Below are 25,185 nucleotides of genomic sequence, written 5' to 3' on the forward strand. Positions count from 1 at the left end.
CAGAAAGATTTGGATACTCCATGACGCTCACTCGCCCCAAGTCACTTAGAGAGCTCGCTTTAGAACACCTGCGAGGCCGGATCGTCCGTGGGGAACTGAAGATGGGTCAAACACTCTCTGAACGCAAAATCTCAGACGAACTTGGAGTGTCGAAATCACCTGTCCGCGAAGCGCTTGCACAATTGCGCGACGAGGGGCTCGTCTCAATTGAGCCTCAAAAGGGCGCCCGCGTTTTCACTTTGACGCAACATGAAGTCGGACAGATTTGCGACTTTCGTCAGGCGATTGAAGTGGCAGCGTTTGAAATTGCACTCGACCGAAACCAGAAGGCCCTATCAAAGGAAATGAACCAAATTGTGACGGACATGGCGCGGGCGCGTAAGTCTGGCGACGAGGCTAAGTACCTTTCACTCGACACCGCCTTCCACCAAGCTATTTTTCGCAACTGCGATAATGACTACCTTTCCGCCAGTTACGATCGTTACGTCGGAAAGATTGCCGCTCTTCGTACTCATTTGTCAGTCCTTCCACAGCACACCAATTTATCCTTCGAAGAGCATGTTGGCCTAGCGAAAGCGGTTCAGAGCAGTGATATGTCAGAGATTAAGCGCTTGTTGGCGGAGCATATCGACCGAACACGTCAGACCTATGCATCATCGATTGAACTCCCCTAGCCACAAAATCTCAGCCCGATTGCGCGGGCACTGACCCCTCAAAATTAATCCACTTTGGCTTCAATGAATTTCGGGCGGTCCTTCTCGACCAGCCCAGCCATTGATTTCGTTCATTTTCTTTGTGTTGACATCTGACATATCAGACGGCAGCTTGATGCCGGGAGGATGTCATAAGTGGTTTCAAGTGATTCAACAGCCGTAAGCGCACAACGCGAAAGCAGCCTGCTTTCTCTGCAGGGCGTTCAAAAAGCCTTTGGTGCAAACGTCGTCCTAAAAGACATCGATTTCTCCCTTAATTACGGTGAAATCCATGCGTTAGTTGGTGAAAACGGCGCGGGCAAATCAACCTGTCTTGGGCTGCTTTACGGGCTTCACCATCCGACGCTCGGCTCGATTCAGCGCGACGGCGCTACCGTCAAAATCGAAGGCCCTGCCCGTGCGCAAGACTTGGGGATCGGTTGCGTGTTTCAGGAACTCAGCCTCGCAGGATCACTTTCAATTGCCGAAAACGTCTTTGCCGGATGCGCTCCTTCTCGGATGGGCATTGTAAATTGGCGCGAACTTAATCGTCGCGCTGACGCAATCTTGGCGGAATTCGACCTATCGCTGGACGTCACAGCACCTGTGGATAGCCTGCCAATCAGCACGCGCCAAATTGTCGAGATCGCCAAGGCGCTGTCTTTGGATTCAAAGGTTCTTTTGCTTGACGAGCCAACCTCTGCACTAACGCCAGATGAAGTTCATGCGCTTTTTGCAGTTTTGCGCAAACTGACCGCACGCGGCATCGGCATTGTCTATGTCAGCCACCACATGTCCGAGGTTTTCGCGATTTCAGATCGCATTTCAGTGCTGCGAAACGGTCATATGATCAGTTCTGGCCCCACGAGCGAAACAACCCAAAGCAAGATTGTCGGTGAAATGATTGGCAGCGCCCATCCTGGCGACGTCATCCGCAGCAACGCGTCCTTGGGCGATGTCGTTCTCAGCGTCGAAGGCCTGACACAAGCGGGGCACTTCAAAGACATCAGTTTTGAACTGCGCAAAGGTGAGATCCTTGGAATGGCTGGTCTATTAGGGTCACGTCGCAGTGAAATCGTGCGCTGTATTGCTGGCCTCACACGGGCAGATGCGGGACAGATCACGCTGAAGGGACGCAAAGTCGCCTTTACTTCATTGCGAGCCGCAATGGGGGCCGGAGTCGGGTTGGTTCCCGAAGAACGAAAAACCGAGGGCCTGTTTCTGAACGATCCGCTGAGTGCAAACCTCGTCTCATCCAGCATGGAGAAACATACAACTTTTGGGCTTTTGCAAAAGCGATCCATTACTGCTGCAAGCCAACGCGCAATCGATGCGTTCAGTGTCCGCACGCAAGGCCCGTCCGAGCAAATCGGATCGCTGTCAGGTGGCAATCAGCAAAAAGTAATGCTCGCCAAGTGGCTTGAGCGATCCCCCGATCTATTGATCATCGAAGAGCCGACAAAGGGCGTTGATGTCGGTGCAAAATTCCAAATCCACACAGAATTGTTGCGCCGCGCCGCCGAAGGCATGGCGATCCTTATCGTCTCATCAGACTTCCCGGAATTGGTGTCATTAGCAACCAATATTCTGGTGATCCACGAAGGCCAAGTGACAGGGCAAGTCGCGGCAAAAGACGCAAGCGACGATTCATTATTGCAAATGGCGGCAGGGCTTCCTGTCACCTCATCCCAAATTTCTTAATCCGAGGCGGAACACTGACGTGAATGCAGTCAACCAATCAGAGACCCAACCGCAGCTCAGCAGCGCGAGACGTATAATGAAGGCGTTTGTCGACGTACGCGAACTTACCCTGCTCGTGCTTATTGTTGTGATCATCATCACGATGTCTTGGCTAAACCAATACTTCTTTTCTGCAGCAAATTTCCGCGCAGTTGCTGTCGGAATGGCCCCTAACGCAGTGATCGTTATTGGCATGGCCATATTGCTCGCCTCGGGTGGTTTTGACCTTTCGGTCGGCGCTGTCATGGCGCTTTCATCAACTGTCGTTGCGATGTTGTTGCTGGACGGAGTTTCAATCCCCATAGCGACGACCCTTGGCATCATGCTCGGCGCCGTTGCCGGGCTTGGTAACGGGTTTTTGGTGACAATACTGGGGATCAATCCGCTGATTGCGACACTAGGAACCATGTCGATAACACGTGGCATTGCGCTGGTTCTGACCGAGGGCTTTTCGCTGTCGAGCCTACCGCCAGAATTTGCCTGGATCGGCAAAACGGCAATAAGCGGCTTCCCGGTTCTTGTCATTCTGGTTTTGGCTTTGGTCATTATCTTTGACCTTGCAGTGCGCCACACGCGGTTCTTCCGACAGGTCTATTTCATCGGCGCAAACGAAAAGGCCGCGATGCTATCGGGCATCCACGTCAACCGCGTCCGCATCATTGCATATGTCCTGACAGGCATGCTCGCCGCACTTGCCGGTGTTCTGCTCGCATCACGTTTGATGAGCGGCACGCCAACCGCGGGCAATGGTATTGAGCTCCAGGTCCTCGCCGCAGCCGTCATCGGTGGCGCGTCCCTGCACGGCGGCGAGGGCACAATTCTGGGTGCATTCCTCGGTGTCGTATTTGTGGCGCTCATCAACAACTCGATGACCATGCTGGCTGTGTCGATTTACTGGCAAATGATTGTGATCGGCACCGTTCTGGTCAGTGCCGTCGCCCTCGACATGCTGATCCGAGGAAAGCCCGCCTGATCAGTTTCAACTCATCACCTACACGACGCTCTAAACCCTTAAAGGAGACCACAATGAAAGATTTCAATGTAAAACGGCGCTCATTACTCACTGCTGGCACGACCGCCGGACTGGCCGCAGCCTTTGGCCTACCGGCGCTGTCCAGCCAAGCCTTGGCGCAAGGTGCGGGGAAAGAATATGTGTTCTTGTCAATCGTAACGCAGGTCCCGTTCTGGGTGGACTATCGCAACGCGATGAAAGACCTTGAAGAGCTGATGGGTATCAAGGCGACGTTCACTGGTCCGTTGGATTTCGATACCGCTGCGCAAGCCCGCCAACTTGACGAATTGATCGCGCGCAGGCCCGCTGGCATTCTGATTTTCCCGGGTGACCCCGCAACTTTGGCCCCGGGTGTAGAACGCGCGATTGAGGCAGGTATCCCCGTCACCTGCTGTATTGGCGACATTCCCGACAGCCCGCGTTCAACCTTCCTTGGCATCAATGGCGTGCAAGCCGGACGTGTTGGTGGCGAAATGCTCGCACAAGCGATTGGCGGCAAAGGCAAGGTCATCCTTGGCACCTTCCCAGCCCCGTCAACGTTGGAACGCGTCGAAGGCTACAAGCAAATCTTTGCAGAGAAATATCCAGACATCGAAGTCGTCGATGTTGTGAATGACCGTGCTGATCCGTCCTATGCGCCGACAGCCTATGCCCAAGCGATCCAAGCCCATCCGGATGTCGTTGGTATTGGGGGCACGGACGGTGACAGCGGCAAAGGTGCCGCCATTGCAGTCACGGAAGCTGGCCGTGCCGGAGACATCAAAATTGTCGCGATGGATCGTAACGACGACATGCTCCCCTACATCGAAGACGGTACAATTACTGGGGCGGTGGCGCAAAAGTCCTATCTCGAGATCTTCCTCGCGTTCCACATGATGCATTGGCAAAACACAGATGCGCTCAAGGTCCTTCCTGACTGGAGGGCCGCGGGCATCAATCCGCTGCCAGAGCGTGTGGAGACCGGTGTTATGAAGATTACCGCCGAAAACGTGGCACAGTTCAAACATCTGTAAACCAAAATCGGCACCGTTTCGGCGGTGCCGACCTTACCGTTAAGGGGCTACTTTCTTGGACGACCTTTGGAAACTTGAAACGCTCAAATCAGGTGATCTGACCCTGATCATCCTGCCAGGCATCGGTGGGCGCCTTTGGGATGTTCAATTCAAAGGGCAATCCCTGTTTTTTCAGAACACAGACCTGTTGGGTCACGCCCCTGATCTTGAAAATCCAACCTCTCTGCCGACCCGCTCCCCTCATTTCAAGTTCCCCCTTTGGGGTGGTGAGAAGACATGGATCGCGCCTGATACTGCATGGGCAAACGATGCGCCGTTTCCGGTGCTGGATTCAGGTGCCTATGCCATATTTAAATCCGATGATCATCAGATCGCTCTACAAAGCGGCATTTGCCCCCTGTCGCACCTTCAGATCAGTCGAACAATCAGCATTGGCGACGAGGATCAATTCAGCATCCATCACAATATCACCAACACGGGCGATCAAGCACGTTTGACCGGCATTTGGTCCGTCATGATGTTGGATCATCCAGCCTGCATCGCGGTGGGCGGGGAAAAGTTGACTTCTACGCCTGTTTTTGGCGATGCTGGCGATCAACTTATCCACAAAACTGCAGGCTTGATCTGTAATTGCCAAACCCGCGGTGAGTTCAAACTCGGGTTGGACAACCCGGAGGGTCGAACTCTAGTTCAAACGGGCACAGCCGTGATGCTATGTGAAACGCAGCCCCCACAACCCAGCGATACCTTTGCGCATACATTCCCGTTGGAAATCTTTAATTCTGGGGATTATCCATATTGCGAAGCCGAATGGCATTCGCCCGCCACAATGCTGGACGCCCATCAAACCATCACCTTTGATCAACGTTTTACGATCTGGTCAGACCCGAAAACCACAAATTCAATCGCCCTTAGCGCCGGTAAAAAGGAACTCTTGGAATGCATGTCTTAATCACCGGCGCAGGCGGCCATTTGGGCCGCAAGCTATTTGATTTTCTAGAAGGAGACCCGCAATTTGACGTCAGCGGTATTGATATTCGCCCTGTCGTTCATCCGCACATTTACACAGCTGATCTAAGCGGCAGCGCTGATTGGGCCGATCTGTTGGACGGGGTCGATGTGATCATCCACCTTGCCGGAGATCGCGAACCCACTGCATCTTGGGCCTCAAGCATCCAGAACAACATGGATGCGACCCTCACTCTGTACCATCACGCCGTCAACAAAGGCGTGAAGCGCGTGGTCTTGGCCAGTTCCAACTGGATACATGGCGACAAACGGTTCACCACCGATCGGCTAGATGCCGACGCCCCTGCCGGACCGGTCAACGCCTATGGCATGTCAAAACTGTTCTGCGAACGCACGGGCGCATATTTCGCGGAACATCATGATCTATCGGTCATTTGCATGCGAATTGGTTGGACCCAGTGGACCCACGATAATCAGCCAGGGGTCCACATGGCGATGGGTCGTTGGGGGCAAGAAATGTGGCTTAGTGATCGTGATTTCCTTGATGGCATGAAGGCGGCACTGCTGGCCAAAAACGTTAAGTTTGCTGCTCTTAATCTCATGTCTGATAACCTAAATATGCGCTGGGATATGTCACAAACGATAAAGGTCATCGGGTTCACACCGCGCGATGGCAGCCCCGCAAATATGAACCTGAGGTTGCGGATGCAAACCCGTCTGAAGAAGTTCCTCACCTTCTCATTGCCGCGCTATTTCGAGAAGCGTTTTCCGACTTGGTAGGGCTTGAACGGGCCTATTTCACAAGCGCTCATCGGGTACGACCAAACGTCAGGGCTACCGGCAGAATTAAATAAGAACGGTTTGCGTGTAGGGATACCTTGGTGATGTTCAATCCGTTTTTAACAATCGCTATGATCGCCACACCGATGTTTGTGCGGTGCACGCCATCACTACTATGGGAACCAGATTGGCCTCCCACTGCTTCTCAAGTGACCAGCGGTAAACGTCTTCACCACCCTGCCCAACGTAAACCAACCAATTCCGTTTCTACCCGAACGAACCGAAGTCGGCACGCTAGTCAATAATGACATCGTCGCACCGTCCCTGCTTCCACATCGGTACTAATTCTCCGGTGTTCTATTCATAGAGCCAACCAATCACGTCCCGCGATTGTCGATCCAAGATGCGCTTAGTTGGCTGTGCCTCCAGTCTATTTTTTACCCCAATCATTGTTGGATTGGGCAGAGTTCTGTTCGTATCTGTCGATACTTCATTCCCTCAGATAGAGGTTTAAATTCAAAGACCTAAGAAGAATACCGCTCGTTCTCAGACCAGTCGCACCTTCCAGTTGCACAGAGTCCTCAAGCAAAGGCACGATAGAGTATCGAAAACTTACGAAATAGAATGCAACGAAAGAATGTAGGTATTTGATAAAGAATAGAAAGTATTTTCTAACTCCACAGAAAGATGGGTTTCCCAAAGGCCCGCGGACAGCTGATCTTCTTGCGGAGGCGATTACGCGTATTGATGCCAACGGTTCTGGTGTCGATCTGCGGACCGTCCAGCTTTGGTTTCAAGACAACGAGAAAGGGATCAGCACCGACAATATTCGGTGGTTGGCAAGGTTTTTTGGATGCGATGATCCTCAAGCAACAAGCGAATGGCAGGCAGGCCTGAGTGCCGCGCAACCGTGTTTGACTGCCAAGAGACGCGAACGGAAGAAAAATGGAGACAACGATCAACCGAGTCCTCAAGAAATGGAAGCTTCGGCCACGGTCGGTAGAAACACCATTGGTCCGATTCAACGTTTCAATTTAGCAAGAACGTCGGAGGCACTTTTTAGCTACCGATCGCCCTTTGACATACCGGTCATAGAATTTTGCGGGTGCTGTAACGCTCGGTTTTCTGGCCTACAATATGGACGCTCATCATGTCACCTACAATCCCGAGACCGGCCTCAATAAACAAGCGGTTTTTGGGGCGCCAAGTTGGACCAACAAAGGGTTAGTTTTGCTCCCGCTGTTCTTGATTGTTGTGACGCAGTTCCTGTAATTTTGGAAAGATGAACGAACCTCATTGCTCAGTTTAAGAGATCTTGAGGTGCTTGGGGACGGCGGTTGGCTGCGCAAAGCAGAAACGTTTTCCATTGCATTCAGGGCGATCTTCCTGGCCTATCTCTTGATCGTATGTGTTCTTCAATTGACTGCCACGTATTTCAGCGCTTTGATGCAAGGTGTAGCTAAGAACGCCAAGGTAGATTGGATCCTCGTGGCTGTTGTGCGCCCGGATGTCATATCGATCCCAGAGGCGCTTGTTCTATCAATACTAACGTCCATCTATTCGGGAATGATCTATTGGTTTTACCTAGTCGGTCTCTTGTTATTGTTTATGATGGCCAATGATTTTTACGAAGTATTCCGTTGTTTGAACGTTTGAATCTACCCATGCTAAAAGGCTCAAGGCCCTCGAAGTCGGAACAGAAATGATGTGTTCGACTTTTCGCTGCACGGTTTTTGGATTTTTGATAGCCATGTGCATCAAGCTCAACATCGCATTCCTGCTTTCGGATGGGTCCAATATAGTCAGCGGGCTCATTAATGATGCGCTTTCTGCAATTGGTGCGCGCGAAGTTGAAGTTGGTTGGTTACGCGAGCAGCGTCATAGATGTCATAAATGCTCCGGGTAAATTGATCTACCCGAGTGAACTTGCCAAAGGTTTGCAAATCCTCGCGGAAGGCGGCGACATCGACTACGTTGGTGGATCGGCTGTTGAACTGATCGGCAACGGTGAGCCCGCAGGCACGTTCCGTGAGTTCGAAAGCCATGATGGTGCTTTTAAAACGCTCCGCACCCTTCCCCTTCCCAAGATTAAAAGGTCGTTTGGCTGTGACAAATCGTGACAAAGGGAATTTGAGCGTTCAACACCTCTGCAAAAACTTTGGCGGCGTGCGAGCAATTGATGATGTATCGCTAGGTCTGCGCAAAGGTGTCATTACTGGATTGATCGGCCCTAGCGGCGCGGACAAAACCACGTTGTTGAATGTCATCGCGGGTTACCACAAGCCAAGGGCGGGTACTTTTGGATGGTGAAGACATTACTGGATGTTCTCCAAATCAGCTCTTTGGCAAAGGGATATTGCGGACGTTCCAAATAGCACAAGAATTTTCCACGCTGACCTTTCGAGGAAACCTTATGGTGGTGCCTGGTGGTCAAGACGGTGAAACCTACTTTGAGGCATGGTCGCCCCGGCCGCATTCGCAACCAAGAACGTACCTTGCGCGACAAAGCGGACGGAGTCCTGGATTTTCTAGAGATTACCCACGTTGCGGATGAACTCGCATGGAATCTGTCTGGTGGACAGAAAAAGCTGCTTGAGCTTGGCCGTACGATGATGGTCGATCCACGCCTCGTGTTTCTTGACGAGGTCGGCGCAGGCGTAAACCGCACGCTTTTAAAAACAATCATCACAGCAGTACGCCGCCTTAACGTCGAAAAGGGTCACACGTTCTGCCTGCTTGCCCAAGGTTCGGTCGAAGATATTTTGAAAAAATCGGCGATGTCGCCGAAATTGGTTTGGCGGTTCTTATAGTCGAGCAAAACGCTGCGTCTGCACTTGAAGTTGCTGATATTGGCTATGAGCAAAGCGGCAGTCGCCTTTCTGACCCGTCAGTTGGCAGCGGAAGCCGTACACAGTCCCGTCAACGTCTTTGCCGTTTGCCCCGGTGCGACGGACACGCCAATGTTTCAGGCCAGCACCTTGTCAAAAATGACGCCACAAGAACGCGTGGCATTTGAAAAACGTCTCCCCAAAGGGCGTCTTATCAAGTCCGCAGACACCGCCAGCCTGGTCCATTTCCTAGCAACGAATCTTGTACAGGTCATGCACGGCGCGGTTATTGATGCGTCGATGGGGCTTGGCGTGCGACCCGGTCTTCAGACAGAAGCCAACTAAGCATCAAAACGCAATCCACCCGCCACGTCATAATGCCACGCCAAGAAACAAGGTCATATGCAGGCACGGGTGGATGCAACTTATTCTTCGTCACATATCGGTTCCCCAGACCATCGTACGTGGTCTGGGGTGTCTTACTATGTGCGCCCTACCACTTCGACAGCAAGTCGCCAAGGCGGGCGAGGCCTACATCAAGCTTCACTTCTGCGCCGCCACCACACCCGATACGGATATGGTTTGGCTGATCATACGCGATGCCCGGCATCAAGAACGTCTTGTAGGGGGCCGCGAGCAGCTTGCGCGCAAAATCGGCACTGTTGATTCCATCGCTAAGCTTCGCCAATCCGATCAATCCTGCCTTCGGGCGGACCCAGGACAGGCGTGGATGACCTTTCACAAACGTGTCCAGCACCTCAAGGTTGGCGAGCCCGTCTGCACGCGCCTTGACCATTGATGCCTCGTAACGCTCTGGACGCATGGCGATTTCAGCAATCGCTTCGCCCATCACGTTCATCAACTCGCTCGAGTTTTCGCGCAAAATGATCGCATCCATGATCAGGTCTTTGTCTTTACAAATCAACCAACCGCACCGTAGCCCCTGAAGGCCAAGCGCCTTAGATACGCTACCGGTCGTGATCCCTTTGTCATACATGCCAGCAACAGATGGTGCACGTGGGCCGCCTTCCCATTCAAGTCCGGCATAAACTTCGTCAACGACCAGCCACGCATCCACGCTGCGGGCGTAATCGACCAGCTGTTGAAGCTCCGCAGTCGAAAACCGTTGCCCCGTCGGGTTGTTCGGGTTTGTCACGAAGATCATTTTCGTGTTTTTGTTGATGACTTTTTCCAGTTGATCCATTGGGAAGATCCAGTCGTCAGCTTCTTTGCGTTCAACATAGCGTTGTGTGCAGCCGATCGCTTTCGAAATCACACCAGTCTGTGGCCAGCCGGGCGTTTCGATGACAACTTCATCTTCGGGTTCTAGCAGCTGCATCATCGCCAAATAGTTCGCTTCTGCCGTACCGGCGGTCACAAACACGTCGCTTGGCTCACAAAGACCATCAAGCCCTGCTTCACGCAAGATGTGCCCGCGCAGCGCTGGAAGGCCGCGGAAATCAATACTGTTCCAATCCAGCAAGAGCTCTGGATCGAGGTCGTCCATAAACTCGCCAAGCTTGGGGGATTGGGACAGGGAATACCCGACAATTGCTTCGGGTTCTGCTTCGGTAGTTTCGAGCAAATACTCGAAAAGGGTATGTATCTTGACTTTCATGGCGCACCTATGGTTGATGACGTTATAAGGAGAAAAGCAAATGAAAACAGTTAGTTATATAAAGGGATCACCAACAGAACTACATGTCTTGGACTTTGGTTTGTTCCAAGTTCATGCCAATGGTCGTATCATCGGGATTTGTGGGTTTTTGATCCACACAAGTGCGGGACAAAAGATCCTAGTGGATACGGGATATCACCGTAAATACGCTGCAGATCCGCATGGCTCCTCTGTTGAAGATGGTATGGATAAGTTTGGCGATATCCTGAAGCTTGACCCGGTCAACTTCCCCAAAGAGCAATTGGCGTTGAGCAGCGTAGATGTATCGGACATTGATCTGCTGATCATGACCCACACACACATCGACCACGTCGGCGGCCTTGCTGATTTCCCAGATTGCCCAATCTTGATGTCACGTGCCGAACGCGCACTTGATAAGCCATTGTACTGGGGAGATGCCCAGCCGCTGGAATGGCCTGATCGCGAGTATCTTCTTTTGGATGAAGATACAGAAATTGGGCCGGGCTTCCGTATCCTGCAAACACCAGGACATGCGCCGGGCCAAATCTCGATTGAACTTGATTTGCCCGAAACCGGCCCTGTTCTGTTGACCAGTGACGCTATTTCACGGCCCTCAGAAATCGATGACGGCTTTGGTGGTTCTTGGGACGAAGAGCTCGCACACAAAAACTTTGTGCGACTGATGGATCGGGCCAAAGAAACTGAGGCATTTGTCATTTTTGGACACTCCCCTGATCAATGGCCCACGTTGCGCAAAACACCGGAATTTTATTCCTAATGAACATCACGACCCTGGTTTAAAATGATAATGTTCCCGCTGGAAACGTCTCCAGCGGGAGACACCAAAAAGCGCACCCATTCAGCGATTTCAGTGGGCTGCATCGCGTGCCCGTGCGGCATCTTTGCGACCGCCTCGGCGAGGACGTCTTCGCTTAGAACATCAAACAAAGGCGTTTGTGTCATTGCAGGCGCGATCGAATTGACAGAGATCTTGTCACGCGCAAAAGTACGCGCCAAATGTTTGGTCAGGCTGTCCATCGCGGCCTTACTGGCGCGGTAGTGCGGTGGATCAAAGGACTCGAAATTATAGGCACCATTGGACGAGATGTTGACGATCTTGCGGACACCAGGGCGCCCTTTCATTAGCTTCATTGCAGCCTGAGAACAATGAAACGCCGCATCAAAATTGATCTTCATCTGAAGTTCAAATTCTGCCACAGGAACATCAGGGAAGTCGGACATAAAGCAGGTGCCCGCGTTGTTTACCAAAATATCAACGCCACCTTCAGCGGCCTCGATTGTACTGAATGCGGATAGGATTTGCTCTGGGTTCGTCAGGTCGACCTCCATGCCGACAAACTCCGAACCGAGGGTTCCTTCCATTTCTTTCAAACCATCGCGGGCTATGTCGAAGCCATAGCATTTGACGTTATCCCTAAGCAGGGCGTCGACTATCGCGCGACCCATTCCTCCGGCTGCGCCAGTGACCACTGCAATACGTTGAACCATTTTGAATTCCCTTCCAGAGACTTAGGTTACCGCGCCGCGCACGCGGAAACGTTCGTCGTCCCAGAGTTTTTCATTCAGCACCTTTTCCAAAGCTTCGGCCGCCTTAACGAAATCTGCTTCAGCTAAGTAAAGCGGCGTGATGCCAAATCGCAAAATGTCTGGCGCACGGAAGTCTCCGATGACATTTTGGTCAATCAAAGCCTGCATGATCGCGTACCCTTCTGGGTGACGGAACGATACCATGCTGCCGCGCACAGTGGCATCGCGTGGAGATGCCAACACGAGATCCGGACACCACTTCTCGACCTCTGCAATGAACATGTCACCGAGCTGTTGAGCACGTTCATACAATGCAGTCATGTCTACATCGTCAAAAAGTTCCAAGGCTGTGTTGAGCGCGGTAAGAGCAAGGATTGAAGGCGTGCCAGTCTGCATCTTTTGGACGCCACGCGCTGCGGTGAACGCTGAATCAAAAGCAAACGGATCCGAGTGACCCATCCAGCCCGAGATGACCGGTGTCACGGCATCGCTATGACGCGGCGAAATATAGAGATAAGCAGGCGCGCCCGGGCCACCATTTAAGAATTTGTACCCACAGCCCACTGCAAAGTCTGCGTTGCAATCTGCCAAGTTGATTGGAAAAGCGCCAGCAGAATGCGACAGATCCCAAATAACAAATGCACCGGAGGCATGTGCCATTGCAGTGACTTTTTTCATGTCGCGGCGAAGGCCTGTGCGGTAATCGACTTCGGTCAACATAAGCACCGCAACGTCATTGCCGATTGCCGCTTCAACCACATCGGTAGCGAGCGCTTTCACATGGAAACCGTCTTCGATCAGCTTCGCGATTCCTTCTGCGACATAAAGGTCGGTAGGAAAGTTGCCCGAGTCAGACAAAATACACCGGCGCTTTCCTGCCAGCTTCAACGCGGCACCGAGCGCTTTAAACAATGCGATCGAGGTTGAGTCCCCGACGATGACGGACTGCGGCTCCGCCCCAATCAACGGTTCCAACTTGCGCGCGACATCGTTCGGCAGGTCAAACCAGCCCTCATTGGACCAGCCGCGTACAAGCGAACCGCCCCACTCACGCTGCACGACATCGGCCAACCTTGCCGGCACGTCGCTTGGCAATGGACCAAGGGAATTACCATCCAAGTAAACAAGCTGTTCTGACATGTCGAACCGACCCTTCCGAAAAAGACCTGAACCTACGGTTTCTTGTGTTTTGGATGCTTTTTGCGACATGAATTTATACACATGAATAATTAATTCGTCGTTGTTACATTAAAACGTATATGTTATTCAAGTCCTCATGAGAGCAATCGAAAAAGCAGAGAGCGCCTTTGAGGCAATCGAAAGATCGATACTTAACGGCTCTACACCGCCTGGTGCGCCGCTGCGGGTCGCGACGCTGTCCAAAGCTCTAAATATTAGCGCGACACCCGTGCGCGAGGCTTTGGCTCGACTTGAAGAAAAACGTCTAGCGGTCGCTGGCGAAAATTGCGGATGGCGCGTCGCGCCTGTGTCATTGGCCGAGCTTGAAGACCTAGAAGATGCCCGTCTATCTATTGAGGAAAGGCTTCTTGAGGACTCGATCACGCATGGCGACATTGAATGGGAAAGCAACCTCATCGCTGCCCATCACAGGCTTATGCGGACGCCTCAGCCTATTGGGTCTAACACAATAGAAGATCGTGAGCGTTGGGCCATTGCCCATGATGGCTTCCACAAAAGCCTTCTTGCCGCAGGGCGATCTTCGTGGCTCAAATCGTTCCACGACACGACCCTTTTACAGCTTAATCGCCATCATCAGGCGCTTTTGTTTCATCCAGCCGTGATCAACCCAAAAGGGCCAGACAACCACTCTTCAGAAACACTGGAAGCGCTAAAGCGCGCCCTTGCGCCCGAACACCATGGTTTGTTGATGCAAGCCGCGCTGGACCGTGACCAGAAGGTTGCGAAACGTTTGCTCCGAGAGCACGTAGAAATTGCGCTCGCGAGCTATAAGTCCATTTTGGAATAGCCTCGGTTGCCCTGATCATAACAAGAGACGCCGCTCACGTATCGCGCACATCATGATCATTGAGACAGAACAGCCTACTGTCCGAACCTTTACTTCGCGCAGTTCAGTCTATGCCGATTGCGCTTTTGATACCCTTTCGCCAAAATGGCGAAGTGATAAATAGTGCTTCGACGTTAATGCATGATGTTTTCGGCTTGGAAACTGGGGCCACAAGCGAAGTCGAAGCTTTAATCTCTATCCGCAGTTGAAGTCCTGCCAATTATCAATCTGCCAGAGGCCGGAATTTTGGGCGTCGGGCCGACAAAACGCGTTGTGAAAGAACATAGGGGCGGATTGCAGGGACGGTACATCATCTCATTGTCGCTCGCGGCAGATCACCGCGCTGTTGATGGCGCTTACGGAGCGCAATTCCTCAAATCCTTGGTTGAGACAATCGAGACCCATTCTGAGTTCGCTTAACTTCAGACACGACTAAACATGACGGACACAGAATATGACTCATCAAACCACGCATGCCGTCCTTGCGAACGCCATCCGTGCATTATCGATGGACGCTGTGGAACAGGCCCAATCTGGGCACCCCGGTATGCCAATGGGAATGGCTGACGTTGCTACAGTGTTGTTCAGTCAATTCCTGAAGTTTGATGCTGCGCAACCAAATTGGGCTGACAGAGATCGTTTTGTTCTGTCTGCGGGCCGTGGTTCCATGCTCGTCTATAGCCTGTTGCACTTGTGCGGGTACGCGGATTGGGACATCGGCACACTCAAGAACTTCCGCCAACTTGGATCAAACGCGGCGGGTCACCCCGAATTTGGACATGGTGGGGGCATTGAGGCAACAACAGGTCCCTTGGGTCAGGGGCTCGCGACAGCCGTCGGTCTTGCCTTGGGCGAAGCCCGTGACAATGCACAGTTTGGCGATGCTCTTGTTGATCATCGGACCTACGTTATCGCCGGTGATGGATGCCTGATGGAGGGCATATCCCACGAAGTGATCTCGTTTGCGGGTCACCACAAACTCTCGAAACTAACGGTTCTGTTTGATGACAACGCTATCACCATAGACGGTGACGTCGGGCTTGCGTGTAGCGATGACCAAGTGAAACGGTTTGAGGCGTCGGGGTGGCATTGCCAAGCGATTGATGGGCACAATCCAGATGCCATTGCACAAGCGCTGTGCAACGCGCAAAACTCCCCCCTCCCCTCAATGATTGCCTGCAAGACGATCATTGGTTTTGGAACGGACAAAAAGGCGGGCTCTTCCGCAGCGCATGGTGCGCCTCTTGGGGCGGACGAAATTGCCGCCGCGCGGGAAAACTGAATTGGGCACATGCACCTTTCCACATCCCCGAACCCATTCAAAACGCATGGGCTACAATTGGCGCACGCGGAGCGCAGAAACGCGGGGAATGGCAGTCCCGTCTGGATGCCACTGAAGAGGTCACGCAAACATCATTTGCATCTCATCTTTCTGGCGAACTCCCTGACGAATGGGAAGCAGCGTTAGAACAGCATGCCCAAAAGATGGCCGAAACTGCACCGAAGATGGCAACCCGTCAGGCTTCCGGCAAAGCACTTGAGGTCCTCACACCTATAATCAATGGCCTTGTGGGTGGATCGGCAGACCTTTCGGGATCTGTGAACACCAAAACTGCGGACACGCTGTCGTTGACGCCATAATCCTACCAAAACCGCTATATTCACTACGGTGTGCGTGAACACGCCATGGGGCCATCATGAACGGGCTAGCGCTGCATGGGGGGCAATTCCGTACTCGGGCACGTTTCTGGTTTTTGCCAATTATATGCACGCCTCGATCCGCTTATCCGCATTGATGGGACTACAGGTCGTCTATGTGCTGACCCACGACAGCATCGGCCTCGGAGAAGATGGCCCAACGCATCAACCAGTGGAAACATTGGCGATGTTGCGTGCAACGCCAAACTTACACGTCTATCGCCCTGCAGATGCCATTGAAGCGGCGGAAAGTTGGGCACATGCCTTGAAACGGACGGATGGCCCAACGGCCATAGTTTTGTCGCGTCAGGGTCTGCCGACACTGCGCGAGGATGGCACCCTCAAAGGGTACGGCGATCGAGGTGGTTATATCCTGCGCCCAGCAGACGGAGACGCGCGTGATGTAACATTGATTGCGACAGGTTCAGAGGTCTCTCTTGCTGTTGAAGCGCAAGCAGAACTGGCGAACAGCGGCATTAGGGCTGCGGTTGTTTCCCTGCCCTGCTGGGAGGTGTTTGATCAGCAGCCTGAGGCGTATCGCGCGCAGGTTCTTGGATCGGCGCTCTGTATCGGGATTGAAGCCGCCGGCGAATTAGGGTGGCACAAGTATATTGGCAAAGAGGGTGCTTTCGTAGGCATGCACGGCTTTGCGCTTCGGGGCCCGCCCCGGAGCTGTTTGAACATTTCGGACTGACACCCACGCACATCGCCAACACCGCAAAGGCCGTGTTGAAGCAAACAGAAGGCGCATCCTAGCATGGTAAACACCACCTATGATTTGATCGTTGTTGGCGCAGGACCCGGCGGCTATGTTGCCGCAATCCGTGCTGCACAACTTGGTCTGAAAACAGCCATTGTCGAACGCGAACACTTGGGCGGCATTTTCCTGAATTGGGGGTGTAGAGACGAAACTGACACTTAGCGATGGCAGCACATCCAACAGGACCTTCGACAAAGTGATCTCGGCCATCGGGGTTGTCCCCAATATAGAAAACCTAGGGCTCGAAGCGGTGGGCATCAAAACGGCACCAACAGGAATTGTAACAGATGGTGCTGGCGCGACCACATGCGCGGGAATTTATGCCATCGGCGATGTCGCTGGCGCGCCTATGCTCGCGCATAAAGCTGAACATGAGGGCGTTATTTGTGTCGAAAAAATCGTAAATGGCCATGCACATAAACTTGAAAAATGACGCATTCCTGGCTGTACCTACTGCCAGCCGCAAGTGGCCTCGGTGGGCCTCACTGAAGCCGCAGCGCGCGCAGCCAGACACACTGTAAAAGTCGGTCGTTTCCCCTTTGCAGCCAATGGCAAAGCGATTGCGATGGGCGATGGGCGATGCTTCAGGTCTTGTGAAAACCATATTCGACGCGCGGACGGGGGAACTACTTGGGGCTCATATGGTAGGTCCTGAAGTAACTGAATTAATTCAGGGCTTTGTAACTGCAATCGGCCATGAAACAACCGATGAGCATCTGCTGCAACTGGTCTATCCGCACCCCACCTTATCGGAGGCGATGCACGAATCTGCCTTAGACGCACGAGGGATTGCAATTCATATTTAGCACTAGGCCTTCTAATGCCAAGAGAGGGCACATTCTATACTAGGTTGCGAATTCCTCCCTATCTTGTTGGAAAGCAAGGAGACCAAAAGATGGCCTATACAGAGTTAAATCTGGGCATGCGTCGCGTAATTGAAAATATATTGGATGCAAAATGAGATCGAACCCCTGCCTCAACCCGTACGCTGATGCATTTCGCCGCGATGCACCTGTAGCCGCGCTCTCAAATCGGTACACGAAGTTGATTTGGGACCTCTTGAACGGCCCACCCAAAAAGTATCTGGGATGCAGAACACCTTCCGAGGCGCACAGGGAATAACTTAGCATATATCCCGAGGAGAAGCTTCATATGCGCCCCCTAGCGGCAGAAAGCATGCCTTGGGTACTCGCAACCCGATGGTACAGCATGATGGTTTCATATCCCTACGTCTAAAGTGGCAACTGGCAAAACCCCAAGAGCGCGTTACATAAAAAACGCATGACATCATCTTAAATTAGGCCGCGATACGCGTTGCGTGGCATCGGGACTGCGATCAGGCTTGGACCTGTTCTTGAAGTAGTTTTCTCAACAGCATCTACAAGCGTCTCGGCATCTGTTGCCGTTATGGCGTTAATTCCCATAGCGGTTGCCATCGCTGCGTAGTCTGTAATCCCGAAATCGACCCCGGCAGCTTGATACCCTTCAGAATTCTGTTTTTGCGCGATCAGCGAATAGGAGCCATCAACCACCACAAGAACAGTCACTGGCACAGCAAGATCGCGTAAGGTCGCAAGCTCACCCAACACCATATCCAGACACCCGTCTCCCATCACGGCAAGCGCCGGCGCGCGGTCCTTTGCCAAAGAATATCCAATAGCTAATGGCAGGGCACAGCCCATGGTGCATAAGCCCGTTGATTGCATCAGTTGGTTTGACCGTGTGCAGGTCATGATCTGGCTCCACAGAATTCTGTGTGCACCACTGTCGACGGATACGGCCAATCCCTTGGGCAGCGCGCTGTTCATAGCATGAAAAAGCGTATCTACACCCCAAGTGTCTGCTGTGCCAAAGGCATCCATAAGCGCCATACGCGCAATTTCAGGTTCACTATTGGGCCAACAGGCTTTTGGAGCAACGCCGTCGAACAATCCCAGTCCTTCGCTACTCGGAACACAGAACAGTATGTCTTCACGGTGCATAAAATGATCGTTTTCGCTTTGCGCAAAGCTGATCGCGACCTCCTGCGCAAAAGGATCACGCCAACCGCTGCGCATTTCAATAGGGTCATATCCCGCGCAGATAACGCAGTCTGATTGTGCCAACAGAGGTAAGACAATCGCATCTGATTTTGGGCTTAAGCCGTGGCCACCAAGACAAAGTGAGTCGTTCTCTGGCAGGATACCTTTGGCTTTGTATGTCGTGATAACGGGTATGTTGTGTTTACGGGCAAACGCGGCAACCGCCCCAGCACCGCCCGGCTCGCATAACAAATCTTGGCCAGCAAGGATCAACGGGCGCTGCGCATTTGCAAACAAGTTGCGCGCAGCAACAGTTGCTTCACTTTCGGCAGGACGTGTGGGTGCAGAAAGGACAGGCGGTTTACCGCGGTGGGCTGCGTGGTCTGAGTTGGCGACAGGAATCGGCAGGTCGATATGCACAGGACCCGGACGGGCTGACATTGCTAAATGCAGCGCCTTGTCGATCATCGTATCACAGGCATTTTCTCGGGCTTCAAAGCTCGCTTTGACAAACGGGTGCAGGGCAGCTTGATGATCAAATATTTGATGCGAATAGCTAAGCGTTTCTTCCTCAGGGACTTTGCCCGTCAGCACGATCAAGGGCACGCGTTCTTGTGCCGCGTTGGCAACTGCGTTCAACCCATTAGCCACGCCGGGCCCAACTGTCGCAACTAGCACACCGGGGGCGCCTGTGGCGCGGTATGCGCCTTCAGCCATAAAGCCCGCAGCATTTTCATGCCGCGCAATGACAAAAGATATCCCTGCCCGTTCCAAAGCATCGACCATAGCCAGCACATCGCAGGCCCCTCAGATACTTTGCCATCTTGGCCAAGCATTAACGCCGTATCATAGCCATCTTGCTTTGCTTGCACCGCCGCCAACCGGCCATTGAGGTAGTTGCCATTGGACTTAATCCGCTGTGGCTGAGCACTGTCAGAACTACGCCGCCAGCTAGAAACATGAACATTTAGGCCATCAGTGCTGTAATCACCTCACGCCATACCAGTAATGGCAAGGGAACAGGGATCACACAAAAACGGTTGTCCGGGGCCGGACAAAAAGGCGGTGATGGTGATATGCACGTTGTCTTGAAAGGCATTCGCGACCAGCAGTTGTTTGATCGCCTCCCGCATCTCGTTTGCTGAAAAGGGGGTTTGTGAACCGCATGAACCGCTGGCCGTCTTCAAGGCGGGCCAGATGGGCGTCCAACTGCCAGATATTAAACTGCGTGCCGTCCCAATACGCGCGGATGCCCTCAAACACTGCCGCACCGTATTTGAAAGCCAACGACGAGACATGGCAATTGGCGTCATTCCAATCCACAAGCCCGTCGAGCCAAGCATATTCAGGATTTGTCATACCCTGTCTTTCGTTTGCGGTAGCTTACGATTCAGGATGCCACTGGCGACCATGTTGCGAAGGATTTCTACCGTGCCGCCACCGATGGTGAACATACGCGCATCTCGCGCCATGCGCTCTAGCGGCAGGTCGCGGCCATAGCCGCTGGCCCCGTGCAATTGTAGTGCCTCGTTGGTTACATCAATTGCCATTTCTGCTGTGAAAATTTTGGCTTGTGCAGATGCTACCATATCGGGAAATGGATCTGCACTGTCAGCGGTGTCATGCACCAACAGACGTGCAGCGCGCAGCTTTACCGACATGTCTGCCAGCTTCCATTGCACACCTTGAAAATCCGAGATCGGACGCCCAAATTGCTGGCGCTTATCGACATAAGAAAGGGCTTCTTCATACGCGCCTTGCGCTAACCCAAGGGCCACGGAAGCTGCCCCAATACGTTGCGAATTATAGGCCCGCATGATTTGGCCAAAACCCTTTTTCAGCCCCGCAGGTGGCAACAAAAGCGCGGTTGCAGGAACGGTGCAATTTTCCAGATGCAAATGGGATTCTGGAATGCCACGCAGCCCCATTGCTGGGATGCGCTCGCCGACACGCAGGCCCTCGTTGCCTTCTTCAATCATGAAAGACCCGATGCCCTGATAGACATCGTCGTCAAAGACATGGGCCAGCACAAGGTAAAGGCGTGTGATGCCACCGCCTGTGATCCAATACTTCACGCCGTTCAACACATACCCATCGCCATGTTTATCGGCGCGGGTCTTCATCGAGGTTGCATCCGATCCCGCGGTCGGTTCGGTAAAGCAAATCGCGGGTTTGTCGCCATCAAACACCAGTTCTGCAGCGCGCGCTTTTTGCGCATCGGTGCCGTAGGCCATAATCGCAGGGATCGCACCCATGTTTGTGTCCACAACAATCCGACCCGAAATGCCGCACGCCTTCGCCGCCTCTTCAACGGCGATGCAGGTGGTCTTGAAAGACGCGCCTTGGCCGCCCCATTCGACTGGGATCGTCATGCCGGATATACCTGCCTTTGCCAGGGCTTTAGCGTGGGCAAAGGGATAGGCTTCGGTCCGGTCAATATCGGCGGCTGCAGGGCGCAGGAGCGTATCGGCAATGTCGCGCATGACCTCGCGCACATGGTTGTTCATCTCGGTGTCACTCGACATTTTCAGCCCTCAAAAAGAGTAAATTGGGGGCGAATATCGCCCCCAAAGGAAGTCATCAAACCATTGCGAAAATACGCGCAGGACCGCCTGTACCACCCTTGTGTTTGGGCGCGCCAATAACCAACGTCGCCCCGGCTGCTGGCACCTTGTCGAGGTTGGCCAAACATTCGATCCCAAACCGACCTGTGGGCAACCAAGCGTAATGCGAGGCAAAATCAGCAGACATACCATGATCAAGCGACAGCGTATCAGCAGCGATGGACATTGCGCCGGTTTCCTCAATCAGCATCTGCGTGGCCTCTACATGGAAGCCCGGGTAATGCTGCGCTGTGCCGTCAAAATTGCGGAACCCTTCGGTGTCCACCTTTGGCGACCAACCCGAGTGCATTGCAACACAGGCGTTTGCCGGAATTTCACCATGGGCTGCAATCCACGCGCGGATGTCATCTGGCGTGACCTGCGTGTCAGCATCATCCGCCGCACGCGCCGCAATGTCGATCACACACAATGGGGCGATCAAGCTGGACACAGGGATTTCATCAACCGACATGCCATCGGCCGAAAAGTGCAAAGGCGCGTCAATATGGGTGCCCGTGTGTTCGTTGACCGTATACTGGAACAGGTTGAAGGAGTGTTCAGCATAGTTGAAAAGTTGCTCTTTGCTGAACTGGGATTCACCAAAATAAGTTGGGAATTCAGGATGTAGCGTGTGGGTCATATCCTCAACACTGCCGTGGCCACCCGCCAATGCGGCAGGGGCCGAAACGACCGCACCAGCGGCCGCGGCCATTGACGTTGCAGCAGCGGTTTTGAAGAAAGACCGCCGCGACAGCATTTTCTCTTTCACCGAATTCATTACGCAAATATCACACATGGTTTTTCCTATCTGTTGGGGTTGAAGTCTCCGGTTTGTCCGGCTTGTTAATGAGGTAATTATGAGCACCAAGCGCAGGGCCGAGGCTGTCTATGCGACCGGGTGTTCGCGTCAGTTTGGGAAACACATTTGGGACTGTCACGGGGCCCAATGTGTCATGATTAATCGAAACAAGAGACTGCCGGTGCTGAACCTGCAGGTCACAGGCGGTGGCTGCGATATCATTGATCGGCCCACATGGTACACCGTGCTGAGCACACAACGCCTCGACGGCAGCACAGGGCATACTGCGGGTCCAGTCTTCGACAATCCCGTTGACCTCAGAACGGTGGGCAATCCGGGCTGCATTCGTCGAAAACCGGTCATAGATTAACATGTCGGTGCGCCCCATGGCCTGTGCGAGGCGTCCAAATAGACTGTCATTGGTGCAAGCGATGGCAACCCAAGTGCCATCACTGCAGGGGTAAGACGCATGAGGGACAGAGCGGTGGGTTTCAGACCCCATCCGCCCTCTGACATGATTAGTCTTGCTATAAACTGGTGCCAGCTCATCGAGGTAACGTAAAATACCTTCGTAAAGCGCGACATCAACCTGTTGCCCCTGCCCGTCTTTGCCGCGCGCCAGCAGAACGCCGTAAGCCCCAAATGTGCCGCTGATATAGTCAGATAGCGCCGAGGCCCCCGACAACAATGGTGCGCCTTCAATCTCTCCGGTTAGATGCGTGAAACCCGCAAGGCCCTCAGCAATACGCGCCAACCCCGGCAAGTTCGCCTTTGGGCCGTCCTGCCCAAAACCTGTGATCGAAAGCATGACAAGACCGGGGTTTTCCGCGCTTAGGCTTGCATAACCAAGCCCCCAACGGTCCAATGTACCGGGGCGGAAATTTTCGACGATAACATCAGCTGTCTTGGCCATTTCGCGAAATTGGGCGGCCCCTGATTTGGTCCGTAAATCCAACTCAACACTTTTCTTATTTCGTGCGTCCGAGAGCCACCAATAAGTGTCCCCCGTTGGGCTTTTGGTACCAAGCTGGCGCAACGTATCACCGGTGCCCGGCTTTTCAATCTTGATAACGTCAGCGCCAAATTCTGCCAAGGAGGACGCCGCATAGGGCCCAGCAACCAGCGTTGCTATATCCAAAACTTTAATACCATCAAGAGGGCGCATCAAAAGCTCCCAAACATCAAGTCGGCGCGGCGCAAAAGCAAAGTGCTGGTGGCTGTGTCTCCACGTTGCATCGCCGCTTGGGCAGCATCACGCAGCACCCAAGGTGTGTTGGGATGCTGGGCCAATTTCGGCGCAAGCCAGCGTTCCGACTTGGCGTATTGGCCCGTTGCAAGTAACGCAGAGCTATAGCTCCGTTCAACAATTTCCCGCTGCACAATCGAGCCTCCAAGCCGATGTAAATCGGGCAAGAGCACCTCTATCTCGCTGCTTGCAGCCAACGGGTTGGTAGAATACCGCGAAAAGGCCCGCACAAGTGGTTTCACTACAGTATGAAAGGTTTCCGCATTTTCATCAGCGCTCCCTTCAAAAGCGGTGTCCAGACTTTCGAAAAATACCTGTGATGCTGGCACATCTGGGCAGCGCGAAAATGCAAGGGCCGCGTGCATGTCAAGAAACGCATTGGTGTGGAGCGTCGCATTCTGCGCCCATTTCTCTGCCATCATCATCCAGCGCGCCCCAACATCGACACCTGCCAGCTCAAGCCGCCATAATAATGACGTCCCATCCGTCAATCGAAACCGGTTTGACGCCGCAACATCACTCAGGTGGGCATCGAATACGGACAAGGCACTGGCGAAATCACCTATCTCGATCTGTCGTAACGCAAGGTGCCACCAGATATGCGCGTTCAGCAGGTTCTGCTCTGACCAGAACGGCTTTTTTGCATCCAACAAGGCCATCGCGTCACTGTGACGGTTTTGCGTCTCGTATACATGGGCCAAGCAATGTAGCGCCCAACAATCTGAGGGTGCGATTTCAAGGGCCAGACGACCCCAACTTTCGGCAGCGGCATAATCACCGTTTTCTTCTAGAGCAAAACCATGCTGGGCCGCAGCGACGGCAAAGGCAGGATGGTCGGTATCAATACGCGACAAGGCCGCTGACGTTGACTCCAGCATCGCGGGTGCGTCCCCAACCAGAAACCAGGCTTCATGGGCACATTTATGGGCCAGAATATCACCTGGGCGATCCACAAGAACAGTATCCCACGTGTGCGCAGCCGCGCTAAAATTACCAAGTAACATTTGTTCCACAGCCGCCGCGTGGCCCCGTTCTGCCCCGGTAACACGCGTCAATGCTTTGCGCATGGCCGCGATGTTTTTGCCAACAGATGCGCCTGCTGGATCCATCCCACTGAGCAACTTCATCGCCGCGCAGAAAACTGGGCCCAACAGAAATGCGTTGTCGTTGACGGCTTCCAAATCGCCGACGGGTGTCCCTGAAAAGTTCAGGTAATCTGCCATGGCCGCATGCCATGCAGACAGCGCGTCGCCGCCAGACATTGAAACGTCAGTTTGGAAATTATCAAGCATCGATGCTCCCTTGGATTGTCAAACCATTGCACAGATTAAACCATACGTATAACGCATAGTAATCAACAGTTATCATGCGAAAGGATCATGAATGGACTTGCGAACTCTCGAAACCTTTTTGCATGTCATAAGATCGGGAGCAGTCGGAAAGACGGCGCTTAGATTGAACGTGACACAGTCGGCAATCTCGCGACGCCTGCATGGACTGGAAAAGGAATTGGGGGTCAAACTGTTTACGCCAGAAGGGCGCGGCATTCGCCCAACAAACGCGGCAACGTCTTTGATCCCAGAAATCGAGGCCGCGATAAAGACGCTTGAAGCTATTAAGTTTAAGGACCCAAATGTATCAAGCGAGGCAACAGTATTGCGCGTTGCGGCGATAGGCCTGCATAAAGTGACCCGAGGTCAGGTATACCTTACCTCAGATTGCAATATCCGTTGCCATCACCATCCGCACCCGCCAAGCTGAGGTCGAAAATTATTCCCTCAGTTGTGGGCGTCGATGAATCAGGAGCGGTG

23 protein-coding genes and 5 pseudogenes are annotated in these 25,185 nt (G+C 53.1%); 18 read left to right on the top strand and 10 right to left on the bottom strand.

Going from position 1 to position 25,185, the window contains the following annotated elements; translation table 11 throughout:
- Window positions 1-20: 20 nt before the first annotated feature.
- The 11 genes and pseudogenes from V7775_RS14530 (at window position 21) to V7775_RS14575 (ending at window position 9,379) form a co-directional block, all read left to right on the top strand.
- Entirely contained in the window at window positions 21-674 is a 654-nt protein-coding gene (locus V7775_RS14530; RefSeq protein WP_335752634.1) for a GntR family transcriptional regulator, read from the top strand.
- A gap of 174 nt (window positions 675-848) precedes the next feature.
- Window positions 849-1,382 (top strand): annotated as a pseudogene (locus tag V7775_RS24780) (ATP-binding cassette domain-containing protein); the annotation flags it as partial.
- A 318-nt stretch (window positions 1,383-1,700) separates the two neighbouring features.
- Window positions 1,701-2,393 (top strand): annotated as a pseudogene (locus tag V7775_RS24785) (ATP-binding cassette domain-containing protein); the annotation flags it as partial.
- Window positions 2,394-2,469: 76 nt separating this feature from the next.
- Entirely contained in the window at window positions 2,470-3,405 is a 936-nt protein-coding gene (locus V7775_RS14540) for an ABC transporter permease (RefSeq protein WP_335752636.1), read from the top strand.
- Between the two features lie 53 nt (window positions 3,406-3,458).
- Window positions 3,459-4,457: a substrate-binding domain-containing protein gene (locus V7775_RS14545; RefSeq protein ID WP_335752637.1), complete on the top strand. Its 999-nt coding sequence runs from the start codon at window positions 3,459-3,461 to the stop codon at window positions 4,455-4,457.
- A 55-nt stretch (window positions 4,458-4,512) separates the two neighbouring features.
- A complete protein-coding gene (locus V7775_RS14550) occupies window positions 4,513-5,409 on the top strand; it encodes a hypothetical protein (RefSeq protein ID WP_335752638.1) in 897 nt (298 codons plus the stop codon).
- Window positions 5,397-6,206, top strand: coding sequence for an NAD-dependent epimerase/dehydratase family protein (locus V7775_RS14555; RefSeq protein WP_335752639.1), 810 nt, complete (start codon window positions 5,397-5,399; stop codon window positions 6,204-6,206). Before V7775_RS14550 ends, V7775_RS14555 begins: the two co-directional genes overlap by 13 nt.
- A 1,296-nt stretch (window positions 6,207-7,502) precedes the next feature.
- Window positions 7,503-7,862: a hypothetical protein gene (locus tag V7775_RS14560; RefSeq protein ID WP_335752640.1), complete on the top strand. Its 360-nt coding sequence runs from the start codon at window positions 7,503-7,505 to the stop codon at window positions 7,860-7,862.
- 161 nt (window positions 7,863-8,023) lie between these two features.
- Window positions 8,024-8,326, top strand: coding sequence for a hypothetical protein (locus V7775_RS14565; RefSeq protein ID WP_443070127.1), 303 nt, complete (start codon window positions 8,024-8,026; stop codon window positions 8,324-8,326).
- A 10-nt stretch (window positions 8,327-8,336) separates the two neighbouring features.
- Window positions 8,337-8,944, top strand: a pseudogene (locus tag V7775_RS14570) (ABC transporter ATP-binding protein); the annotation flags it as partial.
- Between the two features lie 117 nt (window positions 8,945-9,061).
- Window positions 9,062-9,379, top strand: a complete 318-nt coding sequence (locus V7775_RS14575; protein ID WP_335752641.1) for an SDR family oxidoreductase — start codon at window positions 9,062-9,064, stop codon at window positions 9,377-9,379.
- A 148-nt stretch (window positions 9,380-9,527) separates the two neighbouring features.
- On the opposite strand, the gene V7775_RS14580 is transcribed toward V7775_RS14575, so the two are convergent.
- Window positions 9,528-10,652, bottom strand: a complete 1,125-nt coding sequence (locus V7775_RS14580; RefSeq protein ID WP_335752642.1) for a pyridoxal phosphate-dependent aminotransferase — start codon at window positions 10,650-10,652, stop codon at window positions 9,528-9,530.
- Between the two features lie 40 nt (window positions 10,653-10,692).
- Between V7775_RS14580 and V7775_RS14585 the strand changes: the two genes are divergently transcribed.
- On the top strand, window positions 10,693-11,451 hold the full coding sequence (locus tag V7775_RS14585) for an N-acyl homoserine lactonase family protein (RefSeq protein ID WP_335752643.1): 759 nt from the start codon (window positions 10,693-10,695) through the stop codon (window positions 11,449-11,451).
- Here the strand turns inward: V7775_RS14585 and V7775_RS14590 are convergent.
- Both V7775_RS14590 and V7775_RS14595 read right to left on the bottom strand, forming a co-directional pair.
- The gene (locus V7775_RS14590) at window positions 11,448-12,182 is read right to left on the bottom strand and encodes an SDR family NAD(P)-dependent oxidoreductase (protein ID WP_335752644.1); all 735 of its coding nucleotides are present in this window, start codon (window positions 12,180-12,182) and stop codon (window positions 11,448-11,450) included. The genes V7775_RS14585 and V7775_RS14590 overlap by 4 nt on opposite strands.
- A gap of 21 nt (window positions 12,183-12,203) precedes the next feature.
- Window positions 12,204-13,361: a kynureninase gene (locus V7775_RS14595; protein ID WP_335752645.1), complete on the bottom strand. Its 1,158-nt coding sequence runs from the start codon at window positions 13,359-13,361 to the stop codon at window positions 12,204-12,206.
- A gap of 136 nt (window positions 13,362-13,497) precedes the next feature.
- Between V7775_RS14595 and V7775_RS14600 the strand changes: the two genes are divergently transcribed.
- The 5 genes and pseudogenes from V7775_RS14600 to V7775_RS14610 form a co-directional block, all read left to right on the top strand.
- On the top strand, window positions 13,498-14,208 hold the full coding sequence (locus V7775_RS14600; RefSeq protein WP_335752646.1) for a GntR family transcriptional regulator: 711 nt from the start codon (window positions 13,498-13,500) through the stop codon (window positions 14,206-14,208).
- A gap of 258 nt (window positions 14,209-14,466) precedes the next feature.
- Complete coding sequence (locus V7775_RS24790; protein ID WP_443070133.1) at window positions 14,467-14,667, top strand: 2-oxo acid dehydrogenase subunit E2; 201 nt, start codon at window positions 14,467-14,469, stop codon at window positions 14,665-14,667.
- Between the two features lie 34 nt (window positions 14,668-14,701).
- Window positions 14,702-16,701 (top strand): annotated as a pseudogene (gene tkt, locus V7775_RS14605) (transketolase).
- Between the two features lies 1 nt (window position 16,702).
- Window positions 16,703-16,867, top strand: coding sequence for an FAD-dependent oxidoreductase (locus V7775_RS24795; RefSeq protein WP_443070128.1), 165 nt, complete (start codon window positions 16,703-16,705; stop codon window positions 16,865-16,867).
- A 4-nt stretch (window positions 16,868-16,871) separates the two neighbouring features.
- A pseudogene (locus V7775_RS14610) lies at window positions 16,872-17,511 on the top strand (FAD-dependent oxidoreductase); the annotation flags it as partial.
- Between the two features lie 486 nt (window positions 17,512-17,997).
- Here the strand turns inward: V7775_RS14610 and V7775_RS14615 are convergent.
- From V7775_RS14615 to V7775_RS14640, 7 genes are all read right to left on the bottom strand, one after another.
- Window positions 17,998-19,512 (bottom strand): thiamine pyrophosphate-binding protein, encoded by a 1,515-nt coding sequence (locus tag V7775_RS14615; protein WP_335752752.1) that lies wholly within the window; start codon window positions 19,510-19,512, stop codon window positions 17,998-18,000.
- A complete protein-coding gene (locus tag V7775_RS24800) occupies window positions 19,398-19,640 on the bottom strand; it encodes a hypothetical protein (RefSeq protein WP_443070134.1) in 243 nt (80 codons plus the stop codon). The genes V7775_RS14615 and V7775_RS24800 overlap by 115 nt, the downstream gene beginning before the upstream one ends.
- 112 nt (window positions 19,641-19,752) lie before the next feature.
- A complete protein-coding gene (locus V7775_RS14620; protein WP_335752647.1) occupies window positions 19,753-20,085 on the bottom strand; it encodes a hypothetical protein in 333 nt (110 codons plus the stop codon).
- Window positions 20,082-21,251 (bottom strand): acyl-CoA dehydrogenase family protein, encoded by a 1,170-nt coding sequence (locus V7775_RS14625; RefSeq protein ID WP_335752648.1) that lies wholly within the window; start codon window positions 21,249-21,251, stop codon window positions 20,082-20,084. Before V7775_RS14625 ends, V7775_RS14620 begins: the two co-directional genes overlap by 4 nt.
- A gap of 55 nt (window positions 21,252-21,306) precedes the next feature.
- On the bottom strand, window positions 21,307-22,125 hold the full coding sequence (locus V7775_RS14630; protein WP_335752649.1) for a cyclase family protein: 819 nt from the start codon (window positions 22,123-22,125) through the stop codon (window positions 21,307-21,309).
- Entirely contained in the window at window positions 22,118-23,293 is a 1,176-nt protein-coding gene (locus tag V7775_RS14635; protein WP_335752650.1) for a CaiB/BaiF CoA transferase family protein, read from the bottom strand. The genes V7775_RS14630 and V7775_RS14635 overlap by 8 nt, the downstream gene beginning before the upstream one ends.
- Window positions 23,293-24,666, bottom strand: coding sequence for a hypothetical protein (locus V7775_RS14640; protein WP_335752651.1), 1,374 nt, complete (start codon window positions 24,664-24,666; stop codon window positions 23,293-23,295). The genes V7775_RS14635 and V7775_RS14640 overlap by 1 nt, the downstream gene beginning before the upstream one ends.
- Window positions 24,667-24,757: 91 nt before the next feature.
- Between V7775_RS14640 and V7775_RS14645 the strand changes: the two genes are divergently transcribed.
- Window positions 24,758-25,135 carry a LysR family transcriptional regulator gene (locus V7775_RS14645; protein WP_335752652.1) on the top strand — a complete coding sequence of 126 codons (378 nt, stop codon included), beginning with the start codon at window positions 24,758-24,760 and terminating at the stop codon, window positions 25,133-25,135.
- The last annotated feature ends 50 nt before the right edge of the window (window positions 25,136-25,185 follow it).

Origin of the sequence: Sulfitobacter sp. (assembly GCF_036960155.1) — a bacterium.
GTDB lineage: Bacteria > Pseudomonadota > Alphaproteobacteria > Rhodobacterales > Rhodobacteraceae > Sulfitobacter.